This window comes from Sulfurovum aggregans, from assembly GCF_055385215.1.
The window spans coordinates 2,147,650-2,173,404 of record NZ_AP042387.1; the positions used below are offsets into that span (position 1 = coordinate 2,147,650).

At 39.0% G+C, this 25,755-nt stretch carries 30 protein-coding genes; 19 read left to right on the forward strand and 11 right to left on the reverse strand.

Annotated elements, in window-relative coordinates; all coding sequences use genetic code 11:
- Positions 1-99: 99 nt before the first annotated feature.
- A complete protein-coding gene (locus ACZ48W_RS10885) occupies positions 100-804 on the reverse strand; it encodes a response regulator (RefSeq protein ID WP_464828483.1) in 705 nt (234 codons plus the stop codon).
- The gene (locus tag ACZ48W_RS10890; protein WP_464828486.1) at positions 801-2,657 is read right to left on the reverse strand and encodes a 7TM diverse intracellular signaling domain-containing protein; all 1,857 of its coding nucleotides are present in this window, start codon (positions 2,655-2,657) and stop codon (positions 801-803) included. The genes ACZ48W_RS10885 and ACZ48W_RS10890 overlap by 4 nt, the downstream gene beginning before the upstream one ends.
- Positions 2,658-2,813: 156 nt before the next feature.
- On the opposite strand from ACZ48W_RS10890, the gene ACZ48W_RS10895 reads away from it, so the two are divergent.
- Positions 2,814-3,881: a hypothetical protein gene (locus ACZ48W_RS10895; RefSeq protein ID WP_464828488.1), complete on the forward strand. Its 1,068-nt coding sequence runs from the start codon at positions 2,814-2,816 to the stop codon at positions 3,879-3,881.
- Positions 3,882-3,888: 7 nt separating this feature from the next.
- Positions 3,889-4,761 carry a radical SAM/SPASM domain-containing protein gene (locus ACZ48W_RS10900; protein ID WP_464828490.1) on the forward strand — a complete coding sequence of 291 codons (873 nt, stop codon included), beginning with the start codon at positions 3,889-3,891 and terminating at the stop codon, positions 4,759-4,761.
- A 3-nt stretch (positions 4,762-4,764) separates the two neighbouring features.
- Here the strand turns inward: ACZ48W_RS10900 and ACZ48W_RS10905 are convergent, their stop codons facing one another.
- Complete coding sequence (locus tag ACZ48W_RS10905; RefSeq protein ID WP_464828491.1) at positions 4,765-5,316, reverse strand: lipid-binding SYLF domain-containing protein; 552 nt, start codon at positions 5,314-5,316, stop codon at positions 4,765-4,767.
- 82 nt (positions 5,317-5,398) lie between these two features.
- On the opposite strand from ACZ48W_RS10905, the gene ACZ48W_RS10910 reads away from it, so the two are divergent.
- Entirely contained in the window at positions 5,399-5,683 is a 285-nt protein-coding gene (locus tag ACZ48W_RS10910; RefSeq protein ID WP_464828493.1) for a hypothetical protein, read from the forward strand.
- Positions 5,684-5,714: 31 nt separating this feature from the next.
- Positions 5,715-6,629, forward strand: coding sequence for a histone deacetylase family protein (locus ACZ48W_RS10915; protein WP_464828495.1), 915 nt, complete (start codon positions 5,715-5,717; stop codon positions 6,627-6,629).
- Positions 6,630-6,699: 70 nt separating this feature from the next.
- On the opposite strand, the gene ACZ48W_RS10920 is transcribed toward ACZ48W_RS10915, so the two are convergent.
- Entirely contained in the window at positions 6,700-7,947 is a 1,248-nt protein-coding gene (locus ACZ48W_RS10920) for an OmpP1/FadL family transporter (protein ID WP_464828496.1), read from the reverse strand.
- Positions 7,948-8,072: 125 nt separating this feature from the next.
- Here ACZ48W_RS10920 and ACZ48W_RS10925 point away from each other — a divergent pair, with 125 nt between their 5' ends.
- Complete coding sequence (locus ACZ48W_RS10925) at positions 8,073-8,393, forward strand: putative quinol monooxygenase (protein WP_464828498.1); 321 nt, start codon at positions 8,073-8,075, stop codon at positions 8,391-8,393.
- 33 nt (positions 8,394-8,426) lie between these two features.
- Here the strand turns inward: ACZ48W_RS10925 and ACZ48W_RS10930 are convergent, their stop codons facing one another.
- Both ACZ48W_RS10930 and aspS read right to left on the reverse strand, forming a co-directional pair.
- Positions 8,427-9,020, reverse strand: a complete 594-nt coding sequence (locus ACZ48W_RS10930; RefSeq protein ID WP_464828499.1) for an adenylate kinase — start codon at positions 9,018-9,020, stop codon at positions 8,427-8,429.
- Between the two features lie 88 nt (positions 9,021-9,108).
- Complete coding sequence (gene aspS, locus ACZ48W_RS10935; RefSeq protein WP_464828501.1) at positions 9,109-10,863, reverse strand: aspartate--tRNA ligase; 1,755 nt, start codon at positions 10,861-10,863, stop codon at positions 9,109-9,111.
- Between the two features lie 228 nt (positions 10,864-11,091).
- Between aspS and ACZ48W_RS10940 the strand changes: the two genes are divergently transcribed.
- Together ACZ48W_RS10940 and ACZ48W_RS10945 are read left to right on the forward strand one after the other, a co-directional pair.
- On the forward strand, positions 11,092-11,964 hold the full coding sequence (locus ACZ48W_RS10940; protein WP_464828503.1) for an NAD(+)/NADH kinase: 873 nt from the start codon (positions 11,092-11,094) through the stop codon (positions 11,962-11,964).
- Positions 11,961-13,490 carry a DNA repair protein RecN gene (locus tag ACZ48W_RS10945; RefSeq protein ID WP_464828505.1) on the forward strand — a complete coding sequence of 510 codons (1,530 nt, stop codon included), beginning with the start codon at positions 11,961-11,963 and terminating at the stop codon, positions 13,488-13,490. Before ACZ48W_RS10940 ends, ACZ48W_RS10945 begins: the two co-directional genes overlap by 4 nt.
- Positions 13,491-13,514: 24 nt before the next feature.
- On the opposite strand, the gene ACZ48W_RS10950 is transcribed toward ACZ48W_RS10945, so the two are convergent.
- Complete coding sequence (locus tag ACZ48W_RS10950) at positions 13,515-14,147, reverse strand: Hpt domain-containing protein (RefSeq protein WP_464828507.1); 633 nt, start codon at positions 14,145-14,147, stop codon at positions 13,515-13,517.
- 124 nt (positions 14,148-14,271) lie between these two features.
- On the opposite strand from ACZ48W_RS10950, the gene ACZ48W_RS10955 reads away from it, so the two are divergent.
- From ACZ48W_RS10955 to mrdA, 11 genes are all read left to right on the forward strand, one after another.
- Complete coding sequence (locus tag ACZ48W_RS10955; RefSeq protein WP_464828509.1) at positions 14,272-15,042, forward strand: TatD family hydrolase; 771 nt, start codon at positions 14,272-14,274, stop codon at positions 15,040-15,042.
- Between the two features lie 12 nt (positions 15,043-15,054).
- Positions 15,055-16,155: a lytic transglycosylase domain-containing protein gene (locus tag ACZ48W_RS10960; RefSeq protein ID WP_464828511.1), complete on the forward strand. Its 1,101-nt coding sequence runs from the start codon at positions 15,055-15,057 to the stop codon at positions 16,153-16,155.
- A gap of 100 nt (positions 16,156-16,255) precedes the next feature.
- Entirely contained in the window at positions 16,256-17,041 is a 786-nt protein-coding gene (locus tag ACZ48W_RS10965) for a septal ring lytic transglycosylase RlpA family protein (protein ID WP_464828513.1), read from the forward strand.
- A 27-nt stretch (positions 17,042-17,068) separates the two neighbouring features.
- Positions 17,069-17,641, forward strand: coding sequence for an imidazoleglycerol-phosphate dehydratase HisB (gene hisB, locus ACZ48W_RS10970; RefSeq protein WP_464828515.1), 573 nt, complete (start codon positions 17,069-17,071; stop codon positions 17,639-17,641).
- Positions 17,638-18,135, forward strand: coding sequence for a KdsC family phosphatase (locus tag ACZ48W_RS10975; protein WP_464828516.1), 498 nt, complete (start codon positions 17,638-17,640; stop codon positions 18,133-18,135). Before hisB ends, ACZ48W_RS10975 begins: the two co-directional genes overlap by 4 nt.
- Positions 18,126-18,638 (forward strand): hypothetical protein, encoded by a 513-nt coding sequence (locus tag ACZ48W_RS10980; RefSeq protein ID WP_464828517.1) that lies wholly within the window; start codon positions 18,126-18,128, stop codon positions 18,636-18,638. The genes ACZ48W_RS10975 and ACZ48W_RS10980 overlap by 10 nt, the downstream gene beginning before the upstream one ends.
- Before the next feature lie 44 nt (positions 18,639-18,682).
- Positions 18,683-19,147 (forward strand): lipopolysaccharide transport periplasmic protein LptA, encoded by a 465-nt coding sequence (lptA, locus tag ACZ48W_RS10985; RefSeq protein ID WP_464828518.1) that lies wholly within the window; start codon positions 18,683-18,685, stop codon positions 19,145-19,147.
- Positions 19,144-19,785, forward strand: a complete 642-nt coding sequence (gene yihA / locus ACZ48W_RS10990) for a ribosome biogenesis GTP-binding protein YihA/YsxC (RefSeq protein ID WP_464828519.1) — start codon at positions 19,144-19,146, stop codon at positions 19,783-19,785. The genes lptA and yihA overlap by 4 nt, the downstream gene beginning before the upstream one ends.
- A complete protein-coding gene (locus ACZ48W_RS10995; protein WP_464828521.1) occupies positions 19,782-20,246 on the forward strand; it encodes an N-acetyltransferase in 465 nt (154 codons plus the stop codon). The genes yihA and ACZ48W_RS10995 overlap by 4 nt, the downstream gene beginning before the upstream one ends.
- Positions 20,247-20,262: 16 nt before the next feature.
- Complete coding sequence (locus tag ACZ48W_RS11000; RefSeq protein ID WP_464828523.1) at positions 20,263-20,718, forward strand: hypothetical protein; 456 nt, start codon at positions 20,263-20,265, stop codon at positions 20,716-20,718.
- Positions 20,715-22,559: a penicillin-binding protein 2 gene (gene mrdA, locus ACZ48W_RS11005; RefSeq protein WP_464828525.1), complete on the forward strand. Its 1,845-nt coding sequence runs from the start codon at positions 20,715-20,717 to the stop codon at positions 22,557-22,559. The genes ACZ48W_RS11000 and mrdA overlap by 4 nt, the downstream gene beginning before the upstream one ends.
- A 5-nt stretch (positions 22,560-22,564) precedes the next feature.
- On the opposite strand, the gene ACZ48W_RS11010 is transcribed toward mrdA, so the two are convergent.
- Positions 22,565-23,497 (reverse strand): calcium/sodium antiporter, encoded by a 933-nt coding sequence (locus tag ACZ48W_RS11010; RefSeq protein ID WP_464828527.1) that lies wholly within the window; start codon positions 23,495-23,497, stop codon positions 22,565-22,567.
- A 37-nt stretch (positions 23,498-23,534) separates the two neighbouring features.
- A complete protein-coding gene (gene ybeY, locus ACZ48W_RS11015; RefSeq protein ID WP_464830506.1) occupies positions 23,535-23,981 on the reverse strand; it encodes an rRNA maturation RNase YbeY in 447 nt (148 codons plus the stop codon).
- A gap of 59 nt (positions 23,982-24,040) precedes the next feature.
- Here ybeY and queC point away from each other — a divergent pair, with 59 nt between their 5' ends.
- Positions 24,041-24,712 carry a 7-cyano-7-deazaguanine synthase QueC gene (gene queC / locus ACZ48W_RS11020; RefSeq protein ID WP_464828529.1) on the forward strand — a complete coding sequence of 224 codons (672 nt, stop codon included), beginning with the start codon at positions 24,041-24,043 and terminating at the stop codon, positions 24,710-24,712.
- 65 nt (positions 24,713-24,777) lie between these two features.
- Here the strand turns inward: queC and ACZ48W_RS11025 are convergent, their stop codons facing one another.
- Together ACZ48W_RS11025 and ACZ48W_RS11030 are read right to left on the reverse strand one after the other, a co-directional pair.
- Positions 24,778-25,227 carry a hypothetical protein gene (locus tag ACZ48W_RS11025; RefSeq protein WP_464828531.1) on the reverse strand — a complete coding sequence of 150 codons (450 nt, stop codon included), beginning with the start codon at positions 25,225-25,227 and terminating at the stop codon, positions 24,778-24,780.
- 80 nt (positions 25,228-25,307) lie between these two features.
- Complete coding sequence (locus ACZ48W_RS11030) at positions 25,308-25,670, reverse strand: hypothetical protein (RefSeq protein ID WP_464828533.1); 363 nt, start codon at positions 25,668-25,670, stop codon at positions 25,308-25,310.
- Positions 25,671-25,755 lie beyond the last annotated feature (85 nt).

A 25,755-nucleotide genomic window follows, 5' to 3' on the forward strand; every position in this document is an offset into this window, starting at 1 on the left:
TACCAGGGTGATGTGCCCTGGTAAAAACTTCTACATATATTTTTTCTTTTCTTTATTAAAATTTTAAATGTAAAATAACAGGATATACAGGGATTATCCTTAAAGGCCGTTTTTCGGTATGACCAGTTTATATCCCATTGAAGATACCGTTTCAATAAATTTATATTTCAGTTTTTGGCGTAATCTTTTTACAAGGGTTCTGATAGTATTCGGATTGGTTTCTTTGTCTGACCATATTTCTCTTTCTATGGCATCCAGGTAGACAATATTGTTTCTGTTCCGTATCAGTAGATCAAGAAGCATATGTTCTTTCTTTGTAAGATGAATATGCTCACCGCAGCAGTAGAGAAGCCCATTGAGAGTATCGTAATAAAATTCTTGATCAAAAATAACTTTATTCGGATCGTTTTGAATACATGTAAATTCCTGTTTTATTTTTTTTGTAGCAATTTTCAGAAATATTTGCAGTTCATCTCTTTTAAATGGTTTGGAAAGGTAGGCTATGGGATCAAGAGTGATAGCCCTGTCCACATTATATTCATCTGTATGTGCAGTAAGAAAAATGATTTTAATTGCCGGATATCTTTTCAGAACTTCCATAGCAGTCTCTATACCGTCTTTCTCCCCATCGATGCAGATATCCATAAGAATGATATCAACGTGATGTTTTGAAATAATGGCAAGTGCTTCTTCTCCCGAAGAGCAGACATCTACAACAGTGTATCCCAGTTTGAGTACATAGCTCTCTATTTCCATTGCCACGATACTTTCGTCTTCTACGATGAGAATATGTATTTCTTTCATAGTGTAAATCTTATAACATATTGAATATGATCGGTTGTATGCATTTTTATACTGCCTTTTAATTGATTGTGTATTAATCTATGGATAAGCTTTAACCCTAATGAATTGCTTGTTTCCTTAAGATCAAATCCTTTACCGTCATCCTGGTAAATGAGTGTGATCTTGTTTCCATGCTTTCGTAATGATATATCTATATGCCCTCTATGGTCATTAAAGGCATATTTATAGGTATTTGTCACCATTTCATTAATGATGAGACCTATGTAGATAGACTCACGTAAAGGCAGAGTTGCACGTATATCCGCTTCAATTCGGATCTGATATTTTTCTTTCGGATAGGATTCCTGGATATCATCTATCAGTGATTCAATGTATTCAGCAATATCTATCTCTTCCAGATTGTCTTTGATAATAAGCATATCATAGGTTTTTGCTATCGCATTGATCCTGCTCTCCAGACTGTTAAGATTTTGTTTGTATGTATGCTGTTCTGTAGAATCATTCTCTAATCGTACCATAGATAGGATAACTTGCAGATTGTTTTTGACTCGGTGGTGTATTTCCTTAATAAGCAGTTCTCTGTGCTCTACCATACTTTTAAGCTCTTCGGTTTTTTTAACCACTTCCTGTTTAATGATATCTGTTCTGTTCTTCAGCTCATTAAGTATCTGTGCTTCTATTTCTTCCTTTTCTTTTTGCAGGATGGCATATTTGTCTACAAAAGCCAAAGAGAGGATGAAGGCTTCAAGTGCAGTACCTATCATGAGAATATTCTGGACCTTTTGCATGACAGATGTCAGGCCTATGGCATTCAATATGATCAAAATATAAGAGATAAATACAATTCCGAATCCTACAATAAACAGTCTGGCTTGTTTGTTGCCTTTTTTATAGGAGAGATAGCCGGCATAAAGATTATATACAATAAAGATTGTTCCTGTAAGTATCACAATGTTAAGGTTGTAAAATTTCGGAATACTTAAAACTATCATTTCTATAAAAGAAATAGTGATCAGCAGTTTATATCCTTTATGTATGAAGGGCATATTTTTTGTTTTTAGAAAGTGCATACTGAAAAGAGCAGCAGTGATGATAAGAAGAGTGATCTTAAAGACGGTAATCTGCAGATCTATAGCAACAAATTCTGCCGGAAAATATATTTGTGTCAATCCAAGATATGTGAGCTGTTGAGTGATAAGGGCAAAGAGGTAAAAACTATAATAGAAATAACTTCTGTCTTTAGTATAAAAAGAAAGTATGAAACTATACAACATAAGTACAAGTACCATACCTACAAGTAAAATGTTGATAAACTGCCGCGACTGGTCTTCTGCTATATACTGTTTTTTATTATAGATCATTATTCCGAAATCTATAGGGTTGATCACAGATTTTATTTTAAGATAATATGTTTTTGAACTCTGTGGAGCCAGTTTTATATTGAAGTAGGGAAAAATCGTAGAATGCTTATTGCATGTATCCAATACCCCTTGTTTTAAGGGTTTTGCAATGATGTCCTGCGTATAAAGCGCGATGTGTTCTAGCAGCGGAGAACTGAGGACCAGTATTTTTTCAATATCCTGCATTGAATCATTTTTAAGTGAGAAAGAGATCCAAATGGTTTCTGAAGATACTCCTCTGTTGATATAAGGTTTAGTATAAGCAGTGAATTTTTTTTTCTTTATGATTTCTTTAAGTGTCAGATCCTCTTGATCAAAATAAACTTTGGCATGTTCCAAAAGTGAATAGGCGGTTTTTGTAGATATTTCAATTACCGAAGCATGTAACGTGCTTAACGTAATGATGCATATAAAAAATAAAAGCTTATAATATTTTTGGTAATTGATAAACATAAAAAATTTTAGCCAATTATCTCTGAAGGGTACATTTTTAACCTTTTGTTTCTTCAAGATCAGGGGGAACATGCAGGATGTTTACGCTGTAAATAATATTATGTTACAATGACATCACCTAAATATGGCCTCTGCTAAGAGGAAGTAAGGAAGTGTATGTCACATATAAAGAAGATCAAAATAGTTTTTTTATTTCTCTGGCTGGGGACTGCCACACTTTTATCAGCACAAATGATTCAAAAAAAGTATGATGTCCCCTCAGGTATGATACTTTACAGTATCAGTGGTGGGGGACAACTTACACAAGAGGTCAATCTGACGATCAACGGCAAAGGAAAATTATACTTTAAAGATTGGGGTGCTGTGGAACTTATTGAGGAGAATATAGAAGAAATAACCTCTGGTGCCCTGAAGAATATAGAAGTGATAAACAAATGTGAAAAACATAAAAAAGAGCAAGAATTAAATGTTGATTTTAAGACTAAGAAAATTTTAGAACGTCCTATACCTAAAGGCAATGTGGTAGAAAACATCACAGAAGGCTTAGTAAAAAAAGGGAAGGAGACCATTGCAGGAATCACCTGTGATGTATGGGAGGGTAATGGTGTACGTAAGTGTATCTACAAAGGGATCCCGCTTCTTAATGAAATGAATGTTTTGGGAATGCAGTATCAGAAAAAAGCAGTCAGTGTTATTTTTGATATCAATATTTCAGAAGAAAACTGTCAAATACCAAACTTTCCTGTACAGAAAATCGCACTCTTTAAAACAAATTTAAAAACAAAAAGTAAAAAAGTACCTAAAGAATTTTCTAAAGTGTTAAGTGATATCTCCAGAGAGGTATACAAACAGTTAAATGATAACAATATCACAGAGGCAGATCTTACAGAAAAGCAAAAAAAAGTCTGGATGCAGAAGTTGGCTCAAAATATTTTTGAAAAACAGAAAAAGTTGTTACCCCAAATGTTACTCAGTATGCAAAAAGCACGGGAATGCCTTCAAAGGGCAGAGGAGTGGATCGCTGCAAATGATTGTCTAAAAGATGTTACATTTTTAAAGAGTCAATTCACTAAAGACAAAGAGAGTAATATTGAAAGATGGAAAGGTGATGAAAAAAGAAAGGTTCTAAATACATTTGATGAGAATATCTCACTTTTAAAGTCAAGGATGCATTGTATCAGGAGTGCACAGAATATTAATGATCTCTCCAGTTGTATGAAGTAATATTTTTGTGAGATTTTATCGTATCTATATAGAACTTACCAACGTATGCGGTTTAAAATGCAGCTTTTGTCCAACAAAAGAACTGCCTTCAGAGCAGATGGATCCGGATTTTTTTGAATCTATTGTGATCCAGGCAAAAGGGTATACCAAGGAGATTGCCTGTCATGTTATGGGGGATCCGCTTACATTATCCAGCCTCTCGGAATATCTGGATATTATTCATAGACACGGATTAAAAGCACTGCTTACCACAAGTGGGTATTTTCTTAAAAAACATAATTATGATACATTGTTCCATCCCTGTGTGAAGCAGATAAATATTTCACTGAACAGTTTTAACAAGAATGATACCGCTTTGACTTTTGAACAGTATATTACACCGGTATTGGATCTGTGTAAAGCTAAACTGGAACGTGATGTTGGACTTTTCATCAACCTTCGTATATGGAATCTGGACGAAATGATGAGTGAACACAGTTTTAATGAGACACTGTTTTTAAAACTTAGCCATGCATTTGATGTAGTATTAGATCCTGATACTATCTATAAAGAACGGCCGAAATCCATACGTTTAGCCAATAAAGTTCTGGTTCATTTTGATAATTATTTTGAGTGGCCTTCTTTAAAGAACAGAAATTACGGCCATGGGACATGTCAGGGATTGCAGTCACATATCGCTGTTCTTGTAAGTGGAAAAGTTGTGCCTTGCTGTCTGGACAGTGATGGTGTGATCGAACTGGGTGATCTGCATAAAGAGAGCCTGGATCATATAGTATCCAATTCCCGTGCTGCTTATATGATAAAAGGTTTTAAAGAGGGAAAAGCTGTTGAAGCACTTTGTCAGAAATGTTCTTATAAAGAGAGGTTCAACCTCTCTTGATCATCATTTAGGGATGATTCTTGTGAATTTTGTACCTTCAAGTGTAAGGTTGTACATCAATCCTTTTGCTCCGAATACAAAAGCATAGATAGGTTTTTCGTAACTGATGGAACTGATGTCTTTTCCTACACCCCATTTAACAACCGTAACGGCACCGTCTACACCGGCTTCCCAACCGTCACTTTTAACAAAGTTGTCCAAAGCCGACTTTGAAACGAAAGCAATGATATAAGAAGTCTGCTGCAGTCCCATTTGAAAGCCGACCGAACCTGATGCAATACTATAGTAATGTCTGGTTTTTCCATTGATACGCAAGACACCCTCTCCGTATTCACCGCCTACAACAAAACCGCCTTTGACAACAGAAGGAAACACAAGGTACCCTTCAACTTTTGAGAGAAATTCCCTGCCTCCTTTGACTTCTTTGTTGAACTGTTTGATCGCTTCATTTGCTTTGGCTTCGATTACAGATGCCGGTTCTGCCATAGAGTAAGTGTTTAAAAGCAGTAAAAAAGATGCAATAAGTATGAATGGGTTGAATGTACTATGTTTCATGAATATCCTTTTGGTTTATTTACAGATTATAACAAATAAATGTAAATCAATTGTGTATAATATTCTAATTTAAAGGATAGAAATGCAAAAAGTAACCATAAAAACATATGCGGTCAAACATAAATTAAGTATATTCAATGTAATGAAGATGGTAAAGTCAGGTAAGCTGAAGAGTGAAATTGTTGAAGAAAACGGAAAAGAGACAACTTATATCCTGCTGGATGAAGATATAGAAAAAGAAATAAAAGAGGGGATCGTACCTATAGAAGGGAAGGTTGAAGCTGCATTGAGAGAAGAGATGAAAAGTTTACGAAAAGAGATACAACTTTTACGGGAAGAGATAGAGGTACTTAAAAAGAGGCTATAATGAAAAAAATCACTTTCTAAGGAGCAGAGGGATGAGAACCGCATATATTACAGATAATGTATATCTTGAACATGACACAGGCATCACTCATCCGGAGTCAAAGCAACGGCTTGTAGCGATCAATAAAGCTGTAGAACCATTACAGGATGTATTGATATCAAAAACACCTGTTTGGATCTCGAAAGAGATACTTCAAACCGTGCATTCACCTGAACATGTTCAAAGGGTTATAGAAGCGAGTCAATATGCAGCAGCTATTGACTCAGATACAATATGCAGTACTGACTCCTATAAAGCTGCTGTCAAAGCGGTAGGAGCTGGTATTGCAGCGATAGACGGTATAAAATCAGGGGAGTTTGAGAGAGCTTTTTGTGCAGTACGTCCTCCCGGGCATCATGCTACACCGACGCAGGCAATGGGATTCTGTCTTTTTAACAATATTGCGGTTACTGCAAAATATGCACAGGATGCAGGATATGAAAAAGTAATGATCATAGATTTTGATGTACATCATGGAAACGGTACTCAAGATACATTTTATGAGGATAATACAGTCTTTTACTTCTCTTCATATCAGGCTTTTGCTTATCCCGGTACGGGTGCAGAAGAGGATAGAGGTGCAGGAGAAGGGGAAGGTTTTATCGCAAATTTTTTGATCATGCCTGACAGTGGAGATGAGGAAGTGCTGGATATCTATGAGAATGATCTGCCGCCTCTGGTTCAGCATTTTGAACCGGATATCATTCTTGTCTCAGCAGGTTATGATCTTCACGAAAGTGATCCTTTGGCACAGTTGAATGTGACAACAGAAGGTATTCAGAAGATCGTAAGGCTTATTTTGGATAGTGCTGATGTTCCGTTTGTTTTCTTTTTAGAGGGTGGGTATGATGTAGATGCATTGGGAGAGAATGTAAAGGTAACCTTGGATGAAATGCTGTTGTACTGATCCTGTTAGAGAGTAGAAGAGCAGGGAGCTTGATCCTTGCCCTGTTAGAGGAAAGGCAGGGATATCAAGATCAGAATTTATAGGTTAACTGAAAAGATACACTTGATTCTGAGTGATCGGTAGTGATATACGGAATACCCATACCGAGAGCACCTATGTCAAATGTCTTACTTGATTCAGGTGAGTAGACATAAGCCAGGTCAAGTGAAAAGGTCTTGCTGAATTCATAGGTCCCTCCAAGGGTATAGTGTTCTTCTGCTGTTGCAGGAAAGCCCAGCAGATTAAAAAAGTTAAGTGCTGCAGAAGAGGGTATTGTTGCTCCTCCTGGTATGGCAACTACGGCACTTGAACTGTAGTTATATCCTGCTCTGAGTGCCCAGGTATCTTTGGCGAACTGATAACCAAATGCATAGATATCCTGATCTTCCCATCCAAAATCCTTATATCCTCTGGCATCAGACCACTTTACTCTTTTATAGTCAAATGCAATTGTATGCTGATCTATTGTATATGCAAGACCTACACCTATTTCTGCAGGTTGTTCCAGATGGTCTGACATAGCTGCCGGAAAGATACCTGCATCTACAAAAGGTTGTGTTGCAGTTGAGAGCTGACCCTCATATTCCATATCGATCTTTGATTTATATACAGCACCCAGAACAAGCTCTTTTATACCTGATGAAGTAAGGTCATATGTTGCACCGATACTGTAACCGAAACCAAAATCCTGGGCCAATCCGGCTCCGTTGCTGTTCCCTGCAAAATCATTATAATTAATATCCAGGTTCCCGTATTGCAGTATAGGTGTTACTGCAAGACTCAAACCGTTTGCTCTGTATGCAACAGGTACACCGAATTGTAAAAGTTGCAGGTTGGTGACCATATGCTGATTCCCTCCAAACGGTGTAAGAGGTGCGTCACTATAGTCAGTTCCCATACCGGCTGTTCCCCAGATACCTACACCTGTAAACCAGTTTTCATTGATCCTGTGTGCGATAGAGACTTCAGGGATAATGTTCGTATCGGCATCACTTTTGTATGATGTAGCTCCCGGAAACCCGGAATAACCTGATGTGATATCAGGCATAAAGAGTGTACCTCCAAATGAGATCTCAGTATTTTCTATACTTGTGATCAATGCAGGATTGACCAGAGTAGATTCTGCTCCATGGCTAATAGCGATACCGGTTCCTCCCATCCCTCTTGCTTTTGTACCTACTGCTATAAGATTGTCTCCATTGGTCGCATATAAAAGTGTTGAAGTCAACAGCGACAGTGTAATAGTCTTTCCCAGTAAGCCGAGTGTCTTAATTTTCATCATTTTCCTTGAAGTATTTTTTGAATAAAAGCAGTATAGTTGAATTAATTTTTAAAGTCAAGTAAATCTATAGATTTTATTATATTATAATCTTATGTCATAATACGTATAAAAAAGGGATATAGATGTCTAAGATACTTTATTGCATTGCACAATTCACACCCAAAGAGGGGAAATTCAATGAGCTTTTTGAAACACTTAAAGGTTTGGAAGCAGATACATTAAGAGAAGAGGGATGTTTGGCTTACCGTGTCACCAAACAGATAGAAAGTCCGTTTGCCACAGGGAAGAGTATGCCTATTGTATTTAATGAAAGCTGGGCAAATGTTGAAGCATTTGAAAAACATTGTCAGAGAAAAGAGATCGTTGAGTTTTTTGAAAGGGAGTGTTTGTCTGAGGATGGTTTGGTTGAAGCTTATAATGTAACAGCGTATATGGATGAGTAAGAAGGCAGATACGCTGCCTTCCTTAGGAAGGATCTAGATTTTTCCTAAAACAAAAGATTCCATATCGGCAACTACTTCTTCAAGAGTTCTTTCACCGTTGATCACAGTTAAAAGATCTTTATCTTCATAGAATTTTTGGATATCTGCCAGTGGATCGGTATAGATTTTCATTCTATCATTAAATACCTCTTCTGAGTCATCACTTCTCTCTTCACCGGGAGCAGCCTCAGCACGACGACCAAGGATTCTTTCTTTGGCCACAGCTTCACTTACTCTTACTTCAATTACTGAAGCAAGTTCAATGTTGTCTTCTTTTTCTACAAGCTCGTCAAACGCTGTCATTTGTTCTGTACTTCTTGGATAACCATCAATAAGTACATTATCTACTGGAGCATTGTTAATAGCAGATACAATGGTATTCACAATGATATTTAGTGGTACCAAGGCACCTTTGGAGATGTAGCTCTCGATCTCTTGACCTAGCTTACTTCCGCTTGCTACTTCTTCTCTGAGCATGTCACCTGTTGAGTAGTGTACGATCTTGTCTGAATGTTTTTCAGCGATGATACTTGCATCTGTTGTTTTACCGGAACCTGGTGCTCCTATGATAAGAAATAGTTTTTTCATTTTATTTTCCTTTTTATGTAGAGTGCATGTGTTAAAGCACCAATTTTTTTTATTTGATAAAAGGTGCGTTAACAAACGCACCCTAGAGTTATACAGACGGTGCCTGCTGTCTGATCCTGAGGCTTAAGTCTTTAAGCTGTTCATTGTCTACCGGGCTTGGTGCCTGGGTAAGAAGACACTGTGCTCTTTGTGTTTTAGGGAAGGCAATGACATCACGGATGCTGTCAGCTCCTGTCATAAGCATGATCATTCTGTCAAGACCCATAGCAAACCCGCCGTGTGGCGGTGCTCCGAATTTCAATGCATCAAGCAGGAATCCAAACTTCTCCTGTGCTTCCTCTTCAGAGATACCAAGAAGCTTGAAGATCTCGGCCTGTATCTCTTCTTTATGGATACGGATAGACCCGCCGCCGAGTTCTGTACCGTTAAGTACGATATCATACGCGATGGACTCGATATCTTCAATATCTTCATAATCCAGTGTTTTAGGCTGTGTGAACGGATGGTGCAGTGCTTTAACCCTTCCGTCTTCCACTTCGAACATAGGGAAATCAACGACCCAGAGGAATTCAAATACATTTTCAGGAATGATCTCCATGATCTCTGCAAGATAGATACGGAAACGGCCCATATAGTCAAGTACGGTTTTCTTTTCCCCTGCACCGAAGAATACAACGTCACCGACTTCAAGTCCGCATCTGTCAATGATCGCCTGTATATCATCTTCTGTGAAAAATTTGGTCAACGGTCCTTTAAGTCCGTCCTCTTTCATTTGGAAGTATCCAAGGCCCTGTGCACCGAATTTACGTACATAGTCTTCAAAGCCTTTCATCTGGCGTTTTGAGAAAATATTGTCTCCGTTCGGTACTTTAAGTGCTTTGATACGGTTCTTCTTAGGTGTTTTTGCAATGCTTGAGAATATTTCATTGTCACATCTTTCAAAGATGTCGATGACATCTACCATTGCCATATCGTAACGCATATCCGGTTTGTCTGAACCGTATTTTTCCATAGCGTCATTGTGTGTCATACGCTTAAAAGTACTTGGGATGCTAAAACCACATTGTGTAAAGATGTCATTAATGAGTTTTTCTGCTACTTTGATGACATCTTCTTGAGTACAGAAACTCATCTCGACGTCTATTTGTGTGAACTCCGGCTGTCTGTCAGCCCTTAAGTCCTCATCACGGAAACATTTTGCGATCTGGAAATATCTGTCAAATCCACTGACCATCAAAAGCTGTTTGAAAAGCTGCGGGGATTGTGGAAGCGCATAGAACTCACCACCATGTACACGACTTGGTACCAGGTAATCTCTTGCACCCTCTGGTGTAGACTTAGTTAAGATAGGTGTTTCTACTTCAAGGAAATCAAGCGCATCAAGGGAGTTTCTTGCTGCAATAGTCGCTTTAGAACGAAGTTTGAAGATATCATATGATTTTTGACTTCTAAGTTCGAGGTATCTGTATTTGAGTCTGATCTCTTCATTTACTTTTTCGTCACCGATGTCAAAAGGCATAGGCAGTGAACGGTTTTCAATGATGAGCTCATCAACTACGATCTCCACTTTACCTGTCTTAAGGTTAGGGTTCTCGAGACCTTCACCTCTGGCTCTTACCTTACCCGTAGCGATAAGTACGAACTGATCTCTTACCTCTTCAGCCTGTTTGTGTGCTTCAGCATTGTCTGCCGGGTCACATACAAGTTGGAGTACCTGATCTTTGTCTCTAAGGTCAATGAATATCACCCCGCCATGATCTCTACGGCTAGCTACCCAACCACTAATGGTAATGGTCTGACCGATATGTTCTTCGTTCACTTCAGCACAATAATGTGTTCTCACGTGCAATCCTCGTATTGAACCCTCCGGAAAGCAGTATTGCTTGGCAGGGTTCATTATTATTTTAGACGCGATTATAGCTAAAAAATGTTTAGGATTAAATTCAGACCTGAAAAGCGGATCCTTCTTTTTTGATTTTGGCAAAAGTATGTCAATGTGTCATATTTCCAAACCACAAAGCAATATTATGATACTCTAACAATTATATTTCTTAAAACATATAGGGAAACAATGGGTAATCAAAAGTTAGATCAGATCAGAACAGCAGGGTTCGTGCTTAAACCGAATGATCCGGAGATAAAGTCTCTTTATGAACAGATCAGGGTGAAATTCGAGATGAAAGGTATTTCCGTACTTTTGGCAGAACACTCTGCGGCGATGATAGGGGAAGAAGGTACAGCCTTTGGAGAGATGTGCGGAGAAGCGGATTTTCTGGTCTCTTTGGGAGGGGACGGTACTTTGCTTTCTCTTGTACGCCGCAGTTACAGCTATCATAAACCTGTTGTAGGGATTAATGCCGGCAATCTTGGCTTTTTGGCTGATATCACCATTAATGAAGTAGATAATTTTTTAGAATTGCTGCTATCGGGTGAGTATCGCATAGACGACAGGATGATGATAGAAGGGTATATCAGGACAAAAGAGGGGAATAAACGGCCGTTCTTTGCTTTTAATGATGTGGTGATCACCAGACCGATCATTTCAAAAATGGTCAAGATAGATGCTTATATTGACGGTGAATGGTTCAATACCTATAGAGGAGACGGACTGATCATTTCGACACCCACCGGTTCTACCGCTTACAATCTGGCTGCAGGAGGACCGGTGATATATCCTCTGACCGAAGCATTTACCATGACACCGATCTGTCCGCATTCACTGAGACAAAGACCCCTGGTGGTTCCGGCAGATATGACCATTGAACTTACCTCCCCGGACAACAGGGTTATAGCGATGATAGACGGACAGGATGATTATCAGATGCAAATAGGGGATGTACTTGTGATAGAAGGAGCAAAAATAGGTGCCAAACTTCTTCACAGAGAACAACAGAGTTATTTCGGTGTGCTGCGTGAAAAGTTATCATGGGGTGATGAGAATTGATAGAAAGATTATATCTGCGTGACCTGGTCACTTTTAAAGAAGTGGAATTGGGATTTGATAAAGGTTTGGTGGTCTTTACCGGTCCAAGTGGTGCAGGAAAGTCTGTTCTGATGTCTGCCATACTTTCGAGTTTCGGTCATGTTTCACAAGGAGCTGCAACCCTCTGTGAAGTCAATCTTGCCAAACCGTTGAGACTGCAGAGTGAAGCATATGAGCTGGAAGATGAACTGACCATAAAAACACTGAAAAAAGAGAAGCTCCGCTATTTTATAGATGGACAGAATATTTCAAAAAAAATGTTAAAGGAAATGTTCGATCCTTATGTCAAATACCTCTCAGTCCGGGATAAAGGAGATTTTGACTCGGAAACGCTTCTGGAAATGCTGGACAGGCAACTCAGCCTTAAAGACAAAACTTTCAAAAAGTCTCTTAAAGAGTATAGAAAACGCTATGCAAACTATAAGGCAAAGGCCAATGAACTTGCCAAAATAAAAGAGGATGAAGCAAAACTTGCAGAATTGATAGAATTTACTACCTATGAGATCGAGAAGATCAAGAGTATCGATCCCCGGATAGCCGAAGAGGAAGAGTTGCTTAAGATCAAACAGCAGCTTTCCCGTATTGACAAGATCAAAGATGCTTTGGCCGCTGCTTCAGAGATATTTTCCTATGAAAGGAGTGTAGAAGAAGTATATCGTCTTCTTGACAAGGATGTCTCCGCTTTTTCAGAAATGATGAATCAGCTTCGTGCAGACTTTGAAGAGACAGAAACCCTGGCAGATGAACTGGAAGAGGTCAATGTAGAAGATGTCCTGGACAGACTGAGTGATCTGACCACGCTTAAAAACCGTTATGGTTCCATAGAAGCAGCTTTGGAGTATAAAGAAGCAAAAGAAGAAGAGCTTAAAGGATACAGGAACATAGAGCAGGATAAAAGTATGCTGGAAGCATTTTTGGCTTTGGAATTCAGTGAACTGGGTATTATTGCTTCCCAACTTTCTGCTTTAAGACAAAAAGAGGCAAGGAATCTGGAAAAAGTATTAAAAGGCTATCTTGAGACACTGAAACTTCCTGCATTAACATTCAGGTTTGAGACAACAGTATTGGGTGCATTGGGCATAGACAGTGTAGAGGTAATGCTTGGCAACACTAAAACAGCTACACTCAGCGGTGGAGAATTCAACCGTGTGCGTCTGGCACTTATGGCGGCAACGATAGATGAGAAGAGTACAAACCAGGGCATTCTGATACTTGATGAAATAGATGCCAATGTCAGCGGGGATGAGTCTATTGCCATAGCGAAGATGATCGCAAAGATTTCCAGTGTATATCAGATATTTGCTATTTCCCATCAGCCGCATCTTTCAGCACAGGCGGATCAGCATATTGTAGTCACAAAAGAAGGAACAATAAGCAGGGCTGAAATACTCACTGATGAAGGCAGGATAGGAGAGATTGCCCGTATCATCGGTGGTGAGAATCCGACCGTACAGGCTATGGAATTTGCAAAAAAACTCAGGACCTGAGTATTTCTGATCGATATTGGATCATTAGGAATATTGTTTTTTCAACAGGCTGCAGTAATGTTGCAGATGTTTAAAATAGGCTTCTGCTATAGCCGGTTCCTTACCACTTTTCAAATAAGTGTTATAGTCGACGAGGAGGTCTGAAATACCACCTGTCCCGATCGTCATTGATGAGCCTTTGATACTGTGGGTCAAGCGTTCCATAGTGTGAAAATCAGCACTATCCATGGCTTTTTTTATCAGGGGTATCTGTGTTTCTATCTGTGGTATGAGTTCGCTCACGAACTCCTTTGCTTCTTCTTCCGAAAGACCCATTTTAAGCAGACGTGAATGATCGAATTCAGGGTAGTTCCCCTCAGGGAGATCGATCTTTATCTTGATCTCTGGAGCAGGAGACGGTTTGGGCTCCGGCTTGGATACAGGTTCCGGTTTTTTCTCTTCGGATTTCTTTCTGTCCAAGTTTTTTCGTACAGGTATGTTTTCAGCTGTTCCTGAAGGTTTTTTCAGAGGTTCTGTTTTAGGTTTTTTAGCAGGTTTTTTGACATCCTGATACTTTTTACGTCTTTCTTCCTGGTATTTTTTTTCATTTTTATATTCAATATATATAAAGAGAAGAAGTATTAAAACAAAGACAGCAATAACGGTATATGCGATCATAAGTATGCTCCAGCAGTTCATATCATACATAAACTATATCTTATTTAATATTAGAGAAAGGTTCATAATGACGTTAAAAATGGTATATTTTGTTATAATTAAAATAAAAAGAAGTAGGACATAAATGATAGTAGATACACATTGTCACTTGGATGATGAACGTTATAATAATGATCTTGAAAAGGTTTTGAAGCATGCCGAGGAAAAAGGAGTAAAGAAATTCATTATTCCCGGAGCAGACCCTGAAAGTCTGGAAAAGGCAGTAAAAATAGCAGAAGAATATACCTCAGTCTATTTTGCTGTAGGTGTACATCCTTATGATGCAGAAAACTATGACAGAGCCTATTTGGAACAGTTTGCAGATCATCCCAAATGTATTGCTGTAGGAGAGTGCGGACTGGATTATTTCAGGCTGCCGGAGAGTCAGGAAGAGATAGATGCTGAGAAAAAACGGCAAAAAGAAGTTTTTACAGATCAGATCCTCTTGGCAAAAGTATTGAAAAAACCGCTTATTGTACATATAAGGGAATCGAGTGCGGACTGTTTGGAACTATTGGAGAAATATGCAGGAGAAGAAGGAGGTGTTCTGCATTGCTATAATGCAGATGAATCACTCCTGAAGCTGGCAGAGCGTAATTTCTATTATGGGATCGGCGGGGTTCTGACATTTAAAAATGCAAGGAAATTGATCAATGTGTATCCAAAGATCCCTCAGAACAGACTTCTTATAGAGACGGATGCCCCCTATCTTACACCACATCCTCATCGCGGTGAGCGTAATGAACCCTCATTTACGACATTCATTGCAGATAAAATGTCGGAATTAAGCGGTATTTCAAGATCTGAAATAGAATCATTGACAACACAGAATTGCATGAGACTTTTCGGTATATAAAAGTATAACAGTATGAAGAAGAATCCCGGACAGATCATGATATATATCCTGCTGCTGATACCGATATACTCTTTTTCACTTTCCCTTGCAGATAAATATCCTGATTATACCTATGTCTTTTCAGAATTCGGTGTGAATGAAACATATATCCATAATGATGATTTTGAACAGTTTGTATTATACAATGAAACGAGGATCAAAGCATTTTGCAGGCGTTCTCTTCACAGAGGTGAAGAACTTTTACCTATGATGAGAGGATCTCTGATGGAGGATGGACTGTCAGACCTTTTTGTCTATCTTTCCATGGTGGAATCAGGTTTTTCCTCTGTCGTTGTCTCATCCAAAAAAGCGGCAGGTTTATGGCAGTTCATGCCTGCAACAGCAAAGCATTATGATCTTTCCGTATGTAACAGTTTTGATGAACGCTTTGATCCTGTCAGTTCAACAAATGCCGCGATAGCCTACTTACAGAAACTTCACCGACAATTCGGAAAATGGTATCTTGCAGCGATGGCATACAACTGTGGAGAAGGTCGTCTGGCAAAAGCCATTGAAAAAGCGGGAAGCGATGAACTTTCCGTACTTTTGGATGAAAAAGAGAAATATCTGCCTCTGGAAACAAGAGAATATATCAAGAAAATACTGCTTGCGGCCATGATAGGGGAAAAGAGTATGCTGGATTTTGCATCGGTACAGGAGACTTCGGAAAAAGGGCTCATTCAGGTAGAAGTACTGGGTGGTACGGATATGAAAACAATTGCACAAATGATAGAAATGAAAATACCGCGTCTCTTACGTCTGAATAAGCAGTTTAAAAAGGGTGTCATTCCCAAAGAAAAACGGACCTATAGGATTACGATACCTGTAGAGAAAATGATCCTTTTTTATCTGCGGTATGAACTTCCGGAAGAAAAAAAGCCTGTAAAACCCCATTTGATTTCACACTATGTAAGTTTGGGAGAAACCCTTGAAAGTATTGCCAGAGAGTACAACAGCAGTACAGAAGAGATCAAAGCTGCAAACCAACTCAATGATGATTTTCTTCTGCTTGATATGTTCCTTCTGATTCCCGTGAGCCAAGCATTGTTTGAAAAAACATTATTATCACACTGATGGAATATTTGATATTTTAAAAGTACAGGAAGCAGTGATCTGCAAGCAAAAATAAAGTCAAATAAAGTGATAATCTTAGCAATATAAGAATAGGGGTTCTATGAAAAGGCTTATCACTCTCTTTTTATTTGTTTTTGTTTTATTTTCAGTACTTTTTGTGACAGGATGTTCCCAAAAGAGTGAAGGTGTTATCAAACCCACCAAATATACGAGTGCAGCACGACACAGAGCTACCATGCGCTCCTATAAAGTACTGGGGAAACGTTATCATCCGACCTTTGTGGAAGTCGGACAGGTGATGAAGGGTATTTCAAGCTGGTATGGTCCTGATTTTCATGGGAAATACACCAGTAATGGAGAAGTGTACAATATGTATGCCCGGACGGCTGCACATAAAACATGGCCTATGGATACGATGGTAAAGGTAAAAAACCTCCAAAACGGCAAAAGCACCATTGTACGTATCAATGACAGAGGGCCTTTTGTAAGAGGCCGTATCATAGACTGCAGTTATAAAGCAGGCAAAGAGATAGGCCTTGACAGAATGGGTATTGCCAAAGTTTCCATAGAGGTCGTCGGTTTTGCAGGAAAAGTACAATCAGCTGCCACTATTGCCAGAAATAAAAAATTGAATATCCAAACACGTGTTCACCTTTCCAACTTTGGTGTACAGGTGGGTGCCTTTAGACGCTATGAAGGAGCACAAATATATAAACGCAGATATACAGGAGTGTACGGTCACTATAAACCTGTTATCAAGCGTTTTTCAGATGTGGACGGTGCACCGCTCTACAGAGTATGGCTTATGGGATTCGGTTCTGAACAGGAAGCAAGGGACTTCAAGAACAGTCATGATCTTGAAGGCGCGTTCATAGTGAGAAACTAAACAATAGAAAAAACAATAGGAAGAAAGATGATAGAAGTAACAAGAGAGACAAAAGAGACACAAATTTCAGTCAAACTCAACCTTTATGGAAAAGGAGAGGCAAAGATACATACCGGAGTAGGTTTCTTTGACCATATGCTGGAAGCCTTTACCAAGCATGCCCATATCGACCTGGAAGTACATTGTACCGGAGATACCCATATTGATGACCATCATACGGTGGAAGATGTGGGTATCGTGATCGGACAGGCACTTCGTAAAGCGATCTATCCGGTGAAAAGTATAGAGCGTTTCGGAAATGCAACCGTTGTCATGGATGAAGCGAGTATCAGTTGTGATATCGATCTGTCCAACCGTGGTTTTCTTGTCTATGAGCTTCCTATAGGAGGGAAAGTAGGAGATTTCGATGTTGAACTTGTAGAAGAGTTCTTCAGAGCATTTGCATTCAATCTGCCGTTGACACTCCATCTTATCTATAACCGCGGAAAGAATAAACATCATATCATAGAAGCTGCTTTTAAAGCACTGGCAGTATCATTACGCAGAGCGGTTGTCATCAATGAAAATGCCGGAATACCGAGTACAAAGGGTGTACTATGAGTATAGAACTGATCGTACTGGATGTTGATGGTACGATGACGGATAGCCGGATCACTTACAGTGAGGATGGAGATGAGATCAAGTCTTTCAATGTCAAAGACGGACTGGCGATCGCAAGCTGGAGAAAGCTTGGCAAACAGGTGGCCATTATCACAGGCAGAAGTTCAAGTATCGTAGCACGCCGTGCGAAAGAGCTGCGTATAGAACATTTTTATCAGGGAATAGACAATAAAAGAGAAGTGCTGGAAGATCTTTTGCGTAAACTTGAACTGACGATGGAGAATGTCGCAGCTATAGGTGATGATCTGAATGATATGCAAATGCTGAAAGCAGCCAAGATCTCATTTGTCCCAAGGGATGCAAGTGCCTATGTGGATAAGATAGCGACAGTGGTTCTTTCTAAAAGAGGCGGAGATGGAGCAGTAAGAGAGATGATAGAGCATCTCATCATCAAAGAAGGGCTTGAAGAAAAGTATCTGGAGCTATGGGATTAAAATTAGAAACAGTGATCACTATAGTGATCATAGCAATATTGACAGTGGCATTCATGGTAAAGTTCGTCGATAGTACTTCTGATGAAAAACGCTTTACAAAAGAACTTGAATTCACAGATACTACATTTACAGAAGTAGATACAAGAGCGATGCAGGGAAGGGTTTTCAGTACATACGGAATCAGGGATCAGGGTGTCCTGACCCTGTATGATCTTATGTATCATACGAACAGAATAGAACTGCTCAGTGCAGCACAGGGCACCTATAAAGGTGACAAGATCTATTTAGACGGCAATATCACACTGAATCAGAAAGAAGGTTTTGATTACAGTGCAGAGCATGCTGTGTATGATAAGAAAACAAAAATCCTTGATATTACTTCAGTGTTTACAGGGAGAATGGACAAAAACATTATTCACGGCAATACTTTACGCTATGATACACAGCTAAAAGAAGCTTACGGAGAGAGGATCGAAGCAGTTGTTTATACGACTGAAAAGTAATATGATGATATAATCATATTGATGATAAAAGAAAAAGGTTTATATTGAAATTTCTAAAAATGATACTGTTTATTTCTGTCTCCATAGTTCTTTTTGCTGAAAAAGTAGAGATCACTTCAGATTCCATGAAAGCACAGAATTTGCAAAAGCAGGTACACTTTATCGGGAATGTAAAGGTCAAACAGTTGAAGAACTGGCTGCATGGAGATAAAGTCATTGTCTATTTTGATGAAAACAATGAAACTAAAATGTATGAAGCCATAGGCAGTGTTACCTTTGAAGTCAAGAAAGAAAAGAATTTTTACAAGGGAGAAGCAGACAAAGTGATCTATTATCCCCAAAAATCACAATATATCCTAATAGGAAAAGCAGTGATCGATGACCTGGTGAACAAGCGTCATGTAAAAGGAGATACTATTACGCTGGATATGGTAACCGGTAATGCCGAAGTCAAAGGGAACAAGAAAAAACCTGTGAAGTTCATCTTCGATATGGAGAAGTCAAAATGAGTACACCCCGCGTTGTAGAAGCTACATTTATAAAATCAGCACAAAGCATTGCAGATTCACTGCCCGAAGATATGAGTGAAGTGGTTTTCCTGGGCCGTTCCAATGTCGGTAAAAGTTCTACGCTTAATTCACTTACGCAAAGAAAAAACCTGGCTAAGAGTTCAGCAACTCCGGGTAAAACGCAGCTTATCAATTTTTTTGAAACACGGTATGTATATAATGAAGAAAGTTATCCTGTCCGTTTTGTGGATCTTCCGGGGTTCGGATATGCAAAGGTCTCCAAGTCATTGAAGGAAGTATGGCAGAAAAATCTGGTAGAGTTCATACAGCATCGTGTGTCTATCCGCCTTTTTATCCATCTTCGTGATGCACGTCATCCCCATGCCAAAATTGATGATGATGTAGCAGACTATATTGCAGAGTTCATTCGTCCGGATCAACGTTATTTAACGGTTTTTACCAAAATAGACAAACTGAATCAAAAAGAGCGTGCAAAACTCAAACGGGAATTTCCGGGTTCGATCACCGTTTCAAATCTTAAAAAGAACGGGCATGACAGAGTGCACCATGAAATACTCCAGACTATCTTCGGCGTAGATGATAAAGAAGAGATCCCAGTCAAGGAGAATACACATTGATCTCTCTTGTAAAAGCCAAACTGAGTGATATACCTGCAATGCAGGCTCTTGTCTCTTCAGAGGTAAAAGAAGGTATCATACTGAACCGAAGTGAAGACGAAGTTGCAACAAATATACGTTCCTATGTTCTTGCCAAAGAGGGAGAGAAATTAGTAGGATATACTGCACTTCATGTACATTCCAAAAGACTTGCAGAGATAAGGAGTCTTATTGTGGATGAAAAATATCGTGGACAAAAGATCGGACAGAGAATGGTTGAGTTCACACTTGCAGAAGCAAAAGCATTGAGGGTAGAAGAAGATGTGCTTGTATTGACATACTTACCTGATTTTTTTAAAAAACTCGGTTTTAAAGAGATCAATAAAGAGGTGATACCTGAACATAAGATCTGGGCTGACTGCATCAAGTGTATCCACTTTCCAGTATGTAATGAAATAGCATTAGTCTATAAATTGTCTTAGGGGACTTATATCATTCATGGGTAAGTTTCATAAATCCTTAACACTTTCTTTCATTTGGCTCTCAGTTTTTCTTTTTATACTATTCTATCCGATGCTGATCTCCATTTATGTCTTTCTTCCCCTTTTTATCGGTGTCATGGGATATATTCTGATACAAGGCATTGAACAGGGAAAAACAGTTTATATCTTTACAGCAGTTATTTATTTCATCAATCTTGAGATAAACCTTTCTCTTCCTTTTTTTCTGATCTTTATTTCAGCACTGCTTGTATATGTTCTTTTTTATCATTCTCTGATCTATTTCAGTAAATGCAGGATATGCGGACCGTTGTTGAGTGTATTGCTCATAGATGCAGTCTATCTGGGGAATTTGCTGGCATATGATTTTATTTTTCAGAGTAACAGTATTGTACTGGACAATATTTTGCTCTATTCACTGATCGTAGATCTGCTGGTTGTGGTGATATTATGAGATATAAGATCGTTATAGTAATATTCCTGCTTTTCTGGGGTGTAATGATAGCCAGACTTTACCATGTGAGTATAAAATCCAATTTCTACTATGAAGGCCTGGCAAAAGACAATATAGAAAGAAAACAGTATATTAAACCGGTCAGGGGGGAGATCACTGATATTAACGGTAATCTGCTTGCTATGAATCAGATAGGCTTCTCTATTTCCATCATGCCGCATCTTAAACAGAAAGACAAACGTTTGAATGGTGTCGTGGATCTTCTGGTAGATACATTTCCCGATCTGAATAAAACAGTTATGATGAAAGTGTATAAAAAATACAATTCACCCTATAACCATAAATATATCAAAGTAGTGGATTTTATTCATTATCCCAAGATGATGGGGGCCTATCCGAAACTCAGTTTATATAAAGAGATAAAGATAGATGCAGAGACGAAACGCTATTATCCTTATGGAAAATATGCTGCCCATATTGTGGGATATACAGGCAGATCAAATAAGAAAGAAAACAAAAAAGACCCTGTGGTCAATGAAGTAGGCAAAGTAGGGAAAAGTGGTCTGGAGAGATACTACAACAAGGTTCTGGAGGGAGAACTCGGGCATGTCGTAAACAAGGTCACAGCAACCAATAAAGCCATAAAAATACTTGAAAAAGAGCTGCCTAAAGACAATAGGAATATTCAACTTAATGTTGATATCAATTTGCAAAAAATGATCTATGAACGTTTTAAAGAGTCAAAAGAGGTAGGGGTAGCCGTTGTAATGCGTACAAACGGAGAGATACTTTCTGCTGTAAGTTATCCGTCCTATGATCCGAATCTTTTTGTAGGGGGTATCAGCAGTAAAGACTGGAAGGTTCTGCAGGATGATCTGGCTAAACCGTTCACCAATAAATTCATACATGGTACGTACCCTCCGGGTTCGACCATTAAAATGGGTATGGCTTTGGCCTTTTCCAAATCTTTGAAGGGTATTCTGGATACCAATGAGTTCTGTAACGGGTATATTACTCTGGGTAAGAGCAAGCATAAGTTCAGATGTTGGTCAAGATGGGGACATGGTACAGTCGGTCTGCGTAAAGCCATAAGAGAAAGCTGTGATGTCTATTTTTACAATAAAAGTCTAAAAGTGGGAATTGATGCGATGGCCAGGAATCTTCGTTCTTTTGGTCTGGGAGTAAAAACAGGTGTTGATCTTCCGCGTGAATATAATGGTGTCATCCCCGATAAAGCATGGAAGATGAAACGGTATAAACAGCCATGGTACAGGGGAGAAACGGTGATCGCAGCGATCGGACAGGGCTATGACCTTGTGACACCTTTACAGGTTGCACGGTATACAGCTTTAGTTGCTACTTCCAAGCTGGTCACCCCCCGCATTGCCAGAAGTGTCGATAGCAATATAACAAAAAAGATCGTAAAACCTATACATTTTAATTCATACTATCTAAGTGAGATACGTAAAGGGATGTATGATGTTTGTAATATCAGAGGAGGAACAGCCTATAGAACTATGAGTGATCTTCCTATTGTTGTAGCAGGGAAAACAGGTACTTCACAGGTGACATCCATTCCCCAATCAACGAAAAAACGTATCAAAGAAGCAGATCTGGCATATTATCATCGTTCACATGCATGGATCACAACCTATGCACCCTATGAAGATCCGAAATATGTGGTGACAGTTCTTGTAGAACATGGCGGCCATGGAGGAAGCACGGCAGGACCGATCGCTGCAGATATATATAAATGGCTTTTTCAGCACAGATATTTTAAAGAAAAACCGGAAAAAGGTCTGAAGAGCGGAAAGAAAAAAAGGATGAAGAAGGGGGTTTAAGACCCTTACATACTTTGTAAAGTATTATTTAGGAACAACCCTAAAATAATGATCAGGCTTATCCCTGCAGATTTATTATACAGTTTATTCGCAGTGATAAATACAAGCAGTAATGTAGCAACGATCATTGTAGCGATATCAAAAAGGTATGCAGGTGCATTGATAGGCATGGGGTTTGTAAGGGCTGCTGTACCAAGGACCACGGTTGTGTTTGCCATATTTGAACCGATAATGTTTCCTATAGCCATATCTACTTTCCCTTTCATTGCTGCAGAGATACTGACAACCAATTCCGGAAGAGAAGTACCCAGGGAGATCATGATAATACCGATGATCCATTCACTGATACCAAAACTTTTTGCAATTTCAGATGCACTCTCTATGGTGAAGTGTGCACCGATGATCACCAAAATAAAACCGACAAAGAGAACAGTAATGGTACTTGGCCATGTAAAATAGCTTACATCCACATCATCCAGGTCCTCTTTCGGAATATTTTTTGCATCCTGAAGTAAAAAGATCAAATAGGCTCCCATCAGCAGTAGCAGGAGAGCGGCATCAAATCTGGAGATGATACCGTCAAGTATCATCAGAATGAAAACAAGTACCGGGACCAGGGCCCATGTACTGTCTTTTGCAAAAAAATCTCTTGAAGGGTTGATCTTTTTTGAAATAAGGAAAACCGTTGCAAGTACCAGGGTGATATTCAGAATATTGCTTCCTATGACGTTTGCTATAGCAATATCTGCTTTGCCATTAAAACTTGCTGCTACACTGGCAGCCATTTCAGGCAGAGATGTTCCCAGTGCTATAAGGGTTGCTCCAATGATGAATTCCGGTATCTTGAATTTTAAAGCAATACGCTCACTTTGATTGATAAGCAACTCTGCACCCCAGATCAAAACGCCCATGGCGATAACAAAAATGACAAAATTCATTACTATCCTTAAATCCGTATCTTTTGAATGACCGGGGTTATTCAGAAGATCCGGTGGTTCTTACTATAAGACTGGAAGGAAGATTAAAAGCTTCTATGATCTCTTTTTCTCTGGCTCTCATCTCACCATCATCTGTTTCATGATCAAAGCCCAGAAGGTGGAGTATTCCGTGAATAAAGAGCAAAGAGAGTTCATCCTGTATTGTATGTCCGAATTCATCTGCTTTTTCTCTTACAAAATCTGCAGAGATGACGATCGATCCCAAAGGCATGCCAAATATGGATTGTTCCGTAAAAGGAGTATCCATAGGAAAACTGAGTACATCTGTGGGTTTGTCTTTTTCTCTATGTTCCTGGTTCAGCTCCCGGATCGTTTGATTGTCAGTGATAACAAGCTCTATCTCTTTGGTTGTCAGACTCTGTGCTATTTTTTCAAGAGCATCGATATCTACGGGCAGGTCAGTTTGATTTTCCAAGTCTATAATCTTCATGCTCGAAGTTTACCCAAATCTTGGTAAAATGGCAGTAAATTAAAGGGAGCATTATGAAAAAAGCAGTTTGTATCATCTCCGGAGGTATGGATAGTGCCTTAAGTGCAAAAATAGCACAACATGAAGGTTATGAGATCATTGCCTTGCATTTTAATTATGGTCAGCGTACCCAGAATAAAGAGTTGGAGTGTTTTCGAAAGATCGCAGGGGAGTTGGAAGCCAGTAAAATTTATGAGATAGACCTGCCCTTTTTTGAGCAGATCGGGGCATCAGCCTTGACAGATAAAAATATAGAAGTACCTACAGGCGGACTTGAAGAAGGGGTGCCTGTAACGTATGTTCCGTTTCGAAACGGTATTTTTCTTTCCATTGCAGCAGCCCTTGCTGAAAAACATGGAGCAGCAGCCCTTTTTATCGGTGTAGTGGAAGAAGACAGCTCCGGATATCCGGATTGCAGAGAGAGTTACATTCTACAAATGCAAAAAGCGATCAATATGGGAACAAAAGAAGAGACGAATTTGGAGATAAAAATGCCTCTTGTAACATTAAAAAAGAGTGAAATTGTACAAAAATCTCTGGAATTGGGTGTTCCATTAAAAGATACATGGAGCTGCTATAAGGCTGAAGAGAAAGCATGTGGAGTATGTGACAGTTGCAGGTTACGTTTACGTGGTTTTGAACAGGCAGGTGTGAAAGACCCTGTTAAATATGAACAGGTATTATAAAACGTTCTGAATGCCTAGAGTTATAAACTATATCGGAGTTACTCCGATATAGTCTTAGAGACTTATTAGTATCTTCTACGGCAATTTCTATATCCTCTGTTCCAACCCCTTCTATAACTACGGTTGTTACGGAATAAACTTCTATTCTTTCTTATGCCACGGTGACGTTTGGACCAACATCCGTCATTATAGCCTCTGTTATAATAATTTCTGGTATAGTGTCTTCTGCACTGATTGTAACCGGCATTCCAACCATTCCTGTAGCTATAATTATGTCTATAGGCATAACGGTCTTTTCTCCATGTACCTCGTTTTGAACGGCAACCGTCTCTTACACCTCTCTGATAGGAAGTATTCCTGTTATATCCATAGTTATAACCGTCATAATAATACGGACTGCCCTGATTACCGACAATCGTATCTGCTACAAGAGCCTGCTCATATTGTGTACACCCACTAAATGCAAATACAGCGATCAAAGATGCAAGCATCATTTTCAATTTTAACAATCTCATTTTCTCTCCTTTTTGAATAAGATAATTTATTATATCACCTTTTAGTCTATAAAATCTACCATAGTAATAATCAAAAAAATTTATGAAGAAAAACCATTTACAACAAATTGAAATTCATATTTATGTGTCGGATATTTTTTGAGACCTTCAGAAATAAATTGATCTTTTGAGATCTGTCTATCCCATAGTCTGTAAGTCAAGTCTCTAAACCATGCTTTTTTTTCAGGAGTGTCAAGTGTGATTTTGTTATAGTTCGGATCATCCTTGATGCTGGATGCCACTTTTCTCATAGTCTCCTGATAGGCGGCCAGCTTTGCTGCTGTAGGTTTTTTATAAGTTTTTTTTAGGGGTTGGGAAGTTGATGGTGTGAGTGAGTTTTGAGGCGTATTGCAGGCAGTAAAACTCAATCCGGCAAGTATTGCCATCATTGTTTTTAATCTCATTTCATTTCCTTTTCTGTATCTCTCTTTTAGCCATATTGTTAAAAGAGCTTGATTTCCTAATCCGATATTTGTTAAATAACCTGAC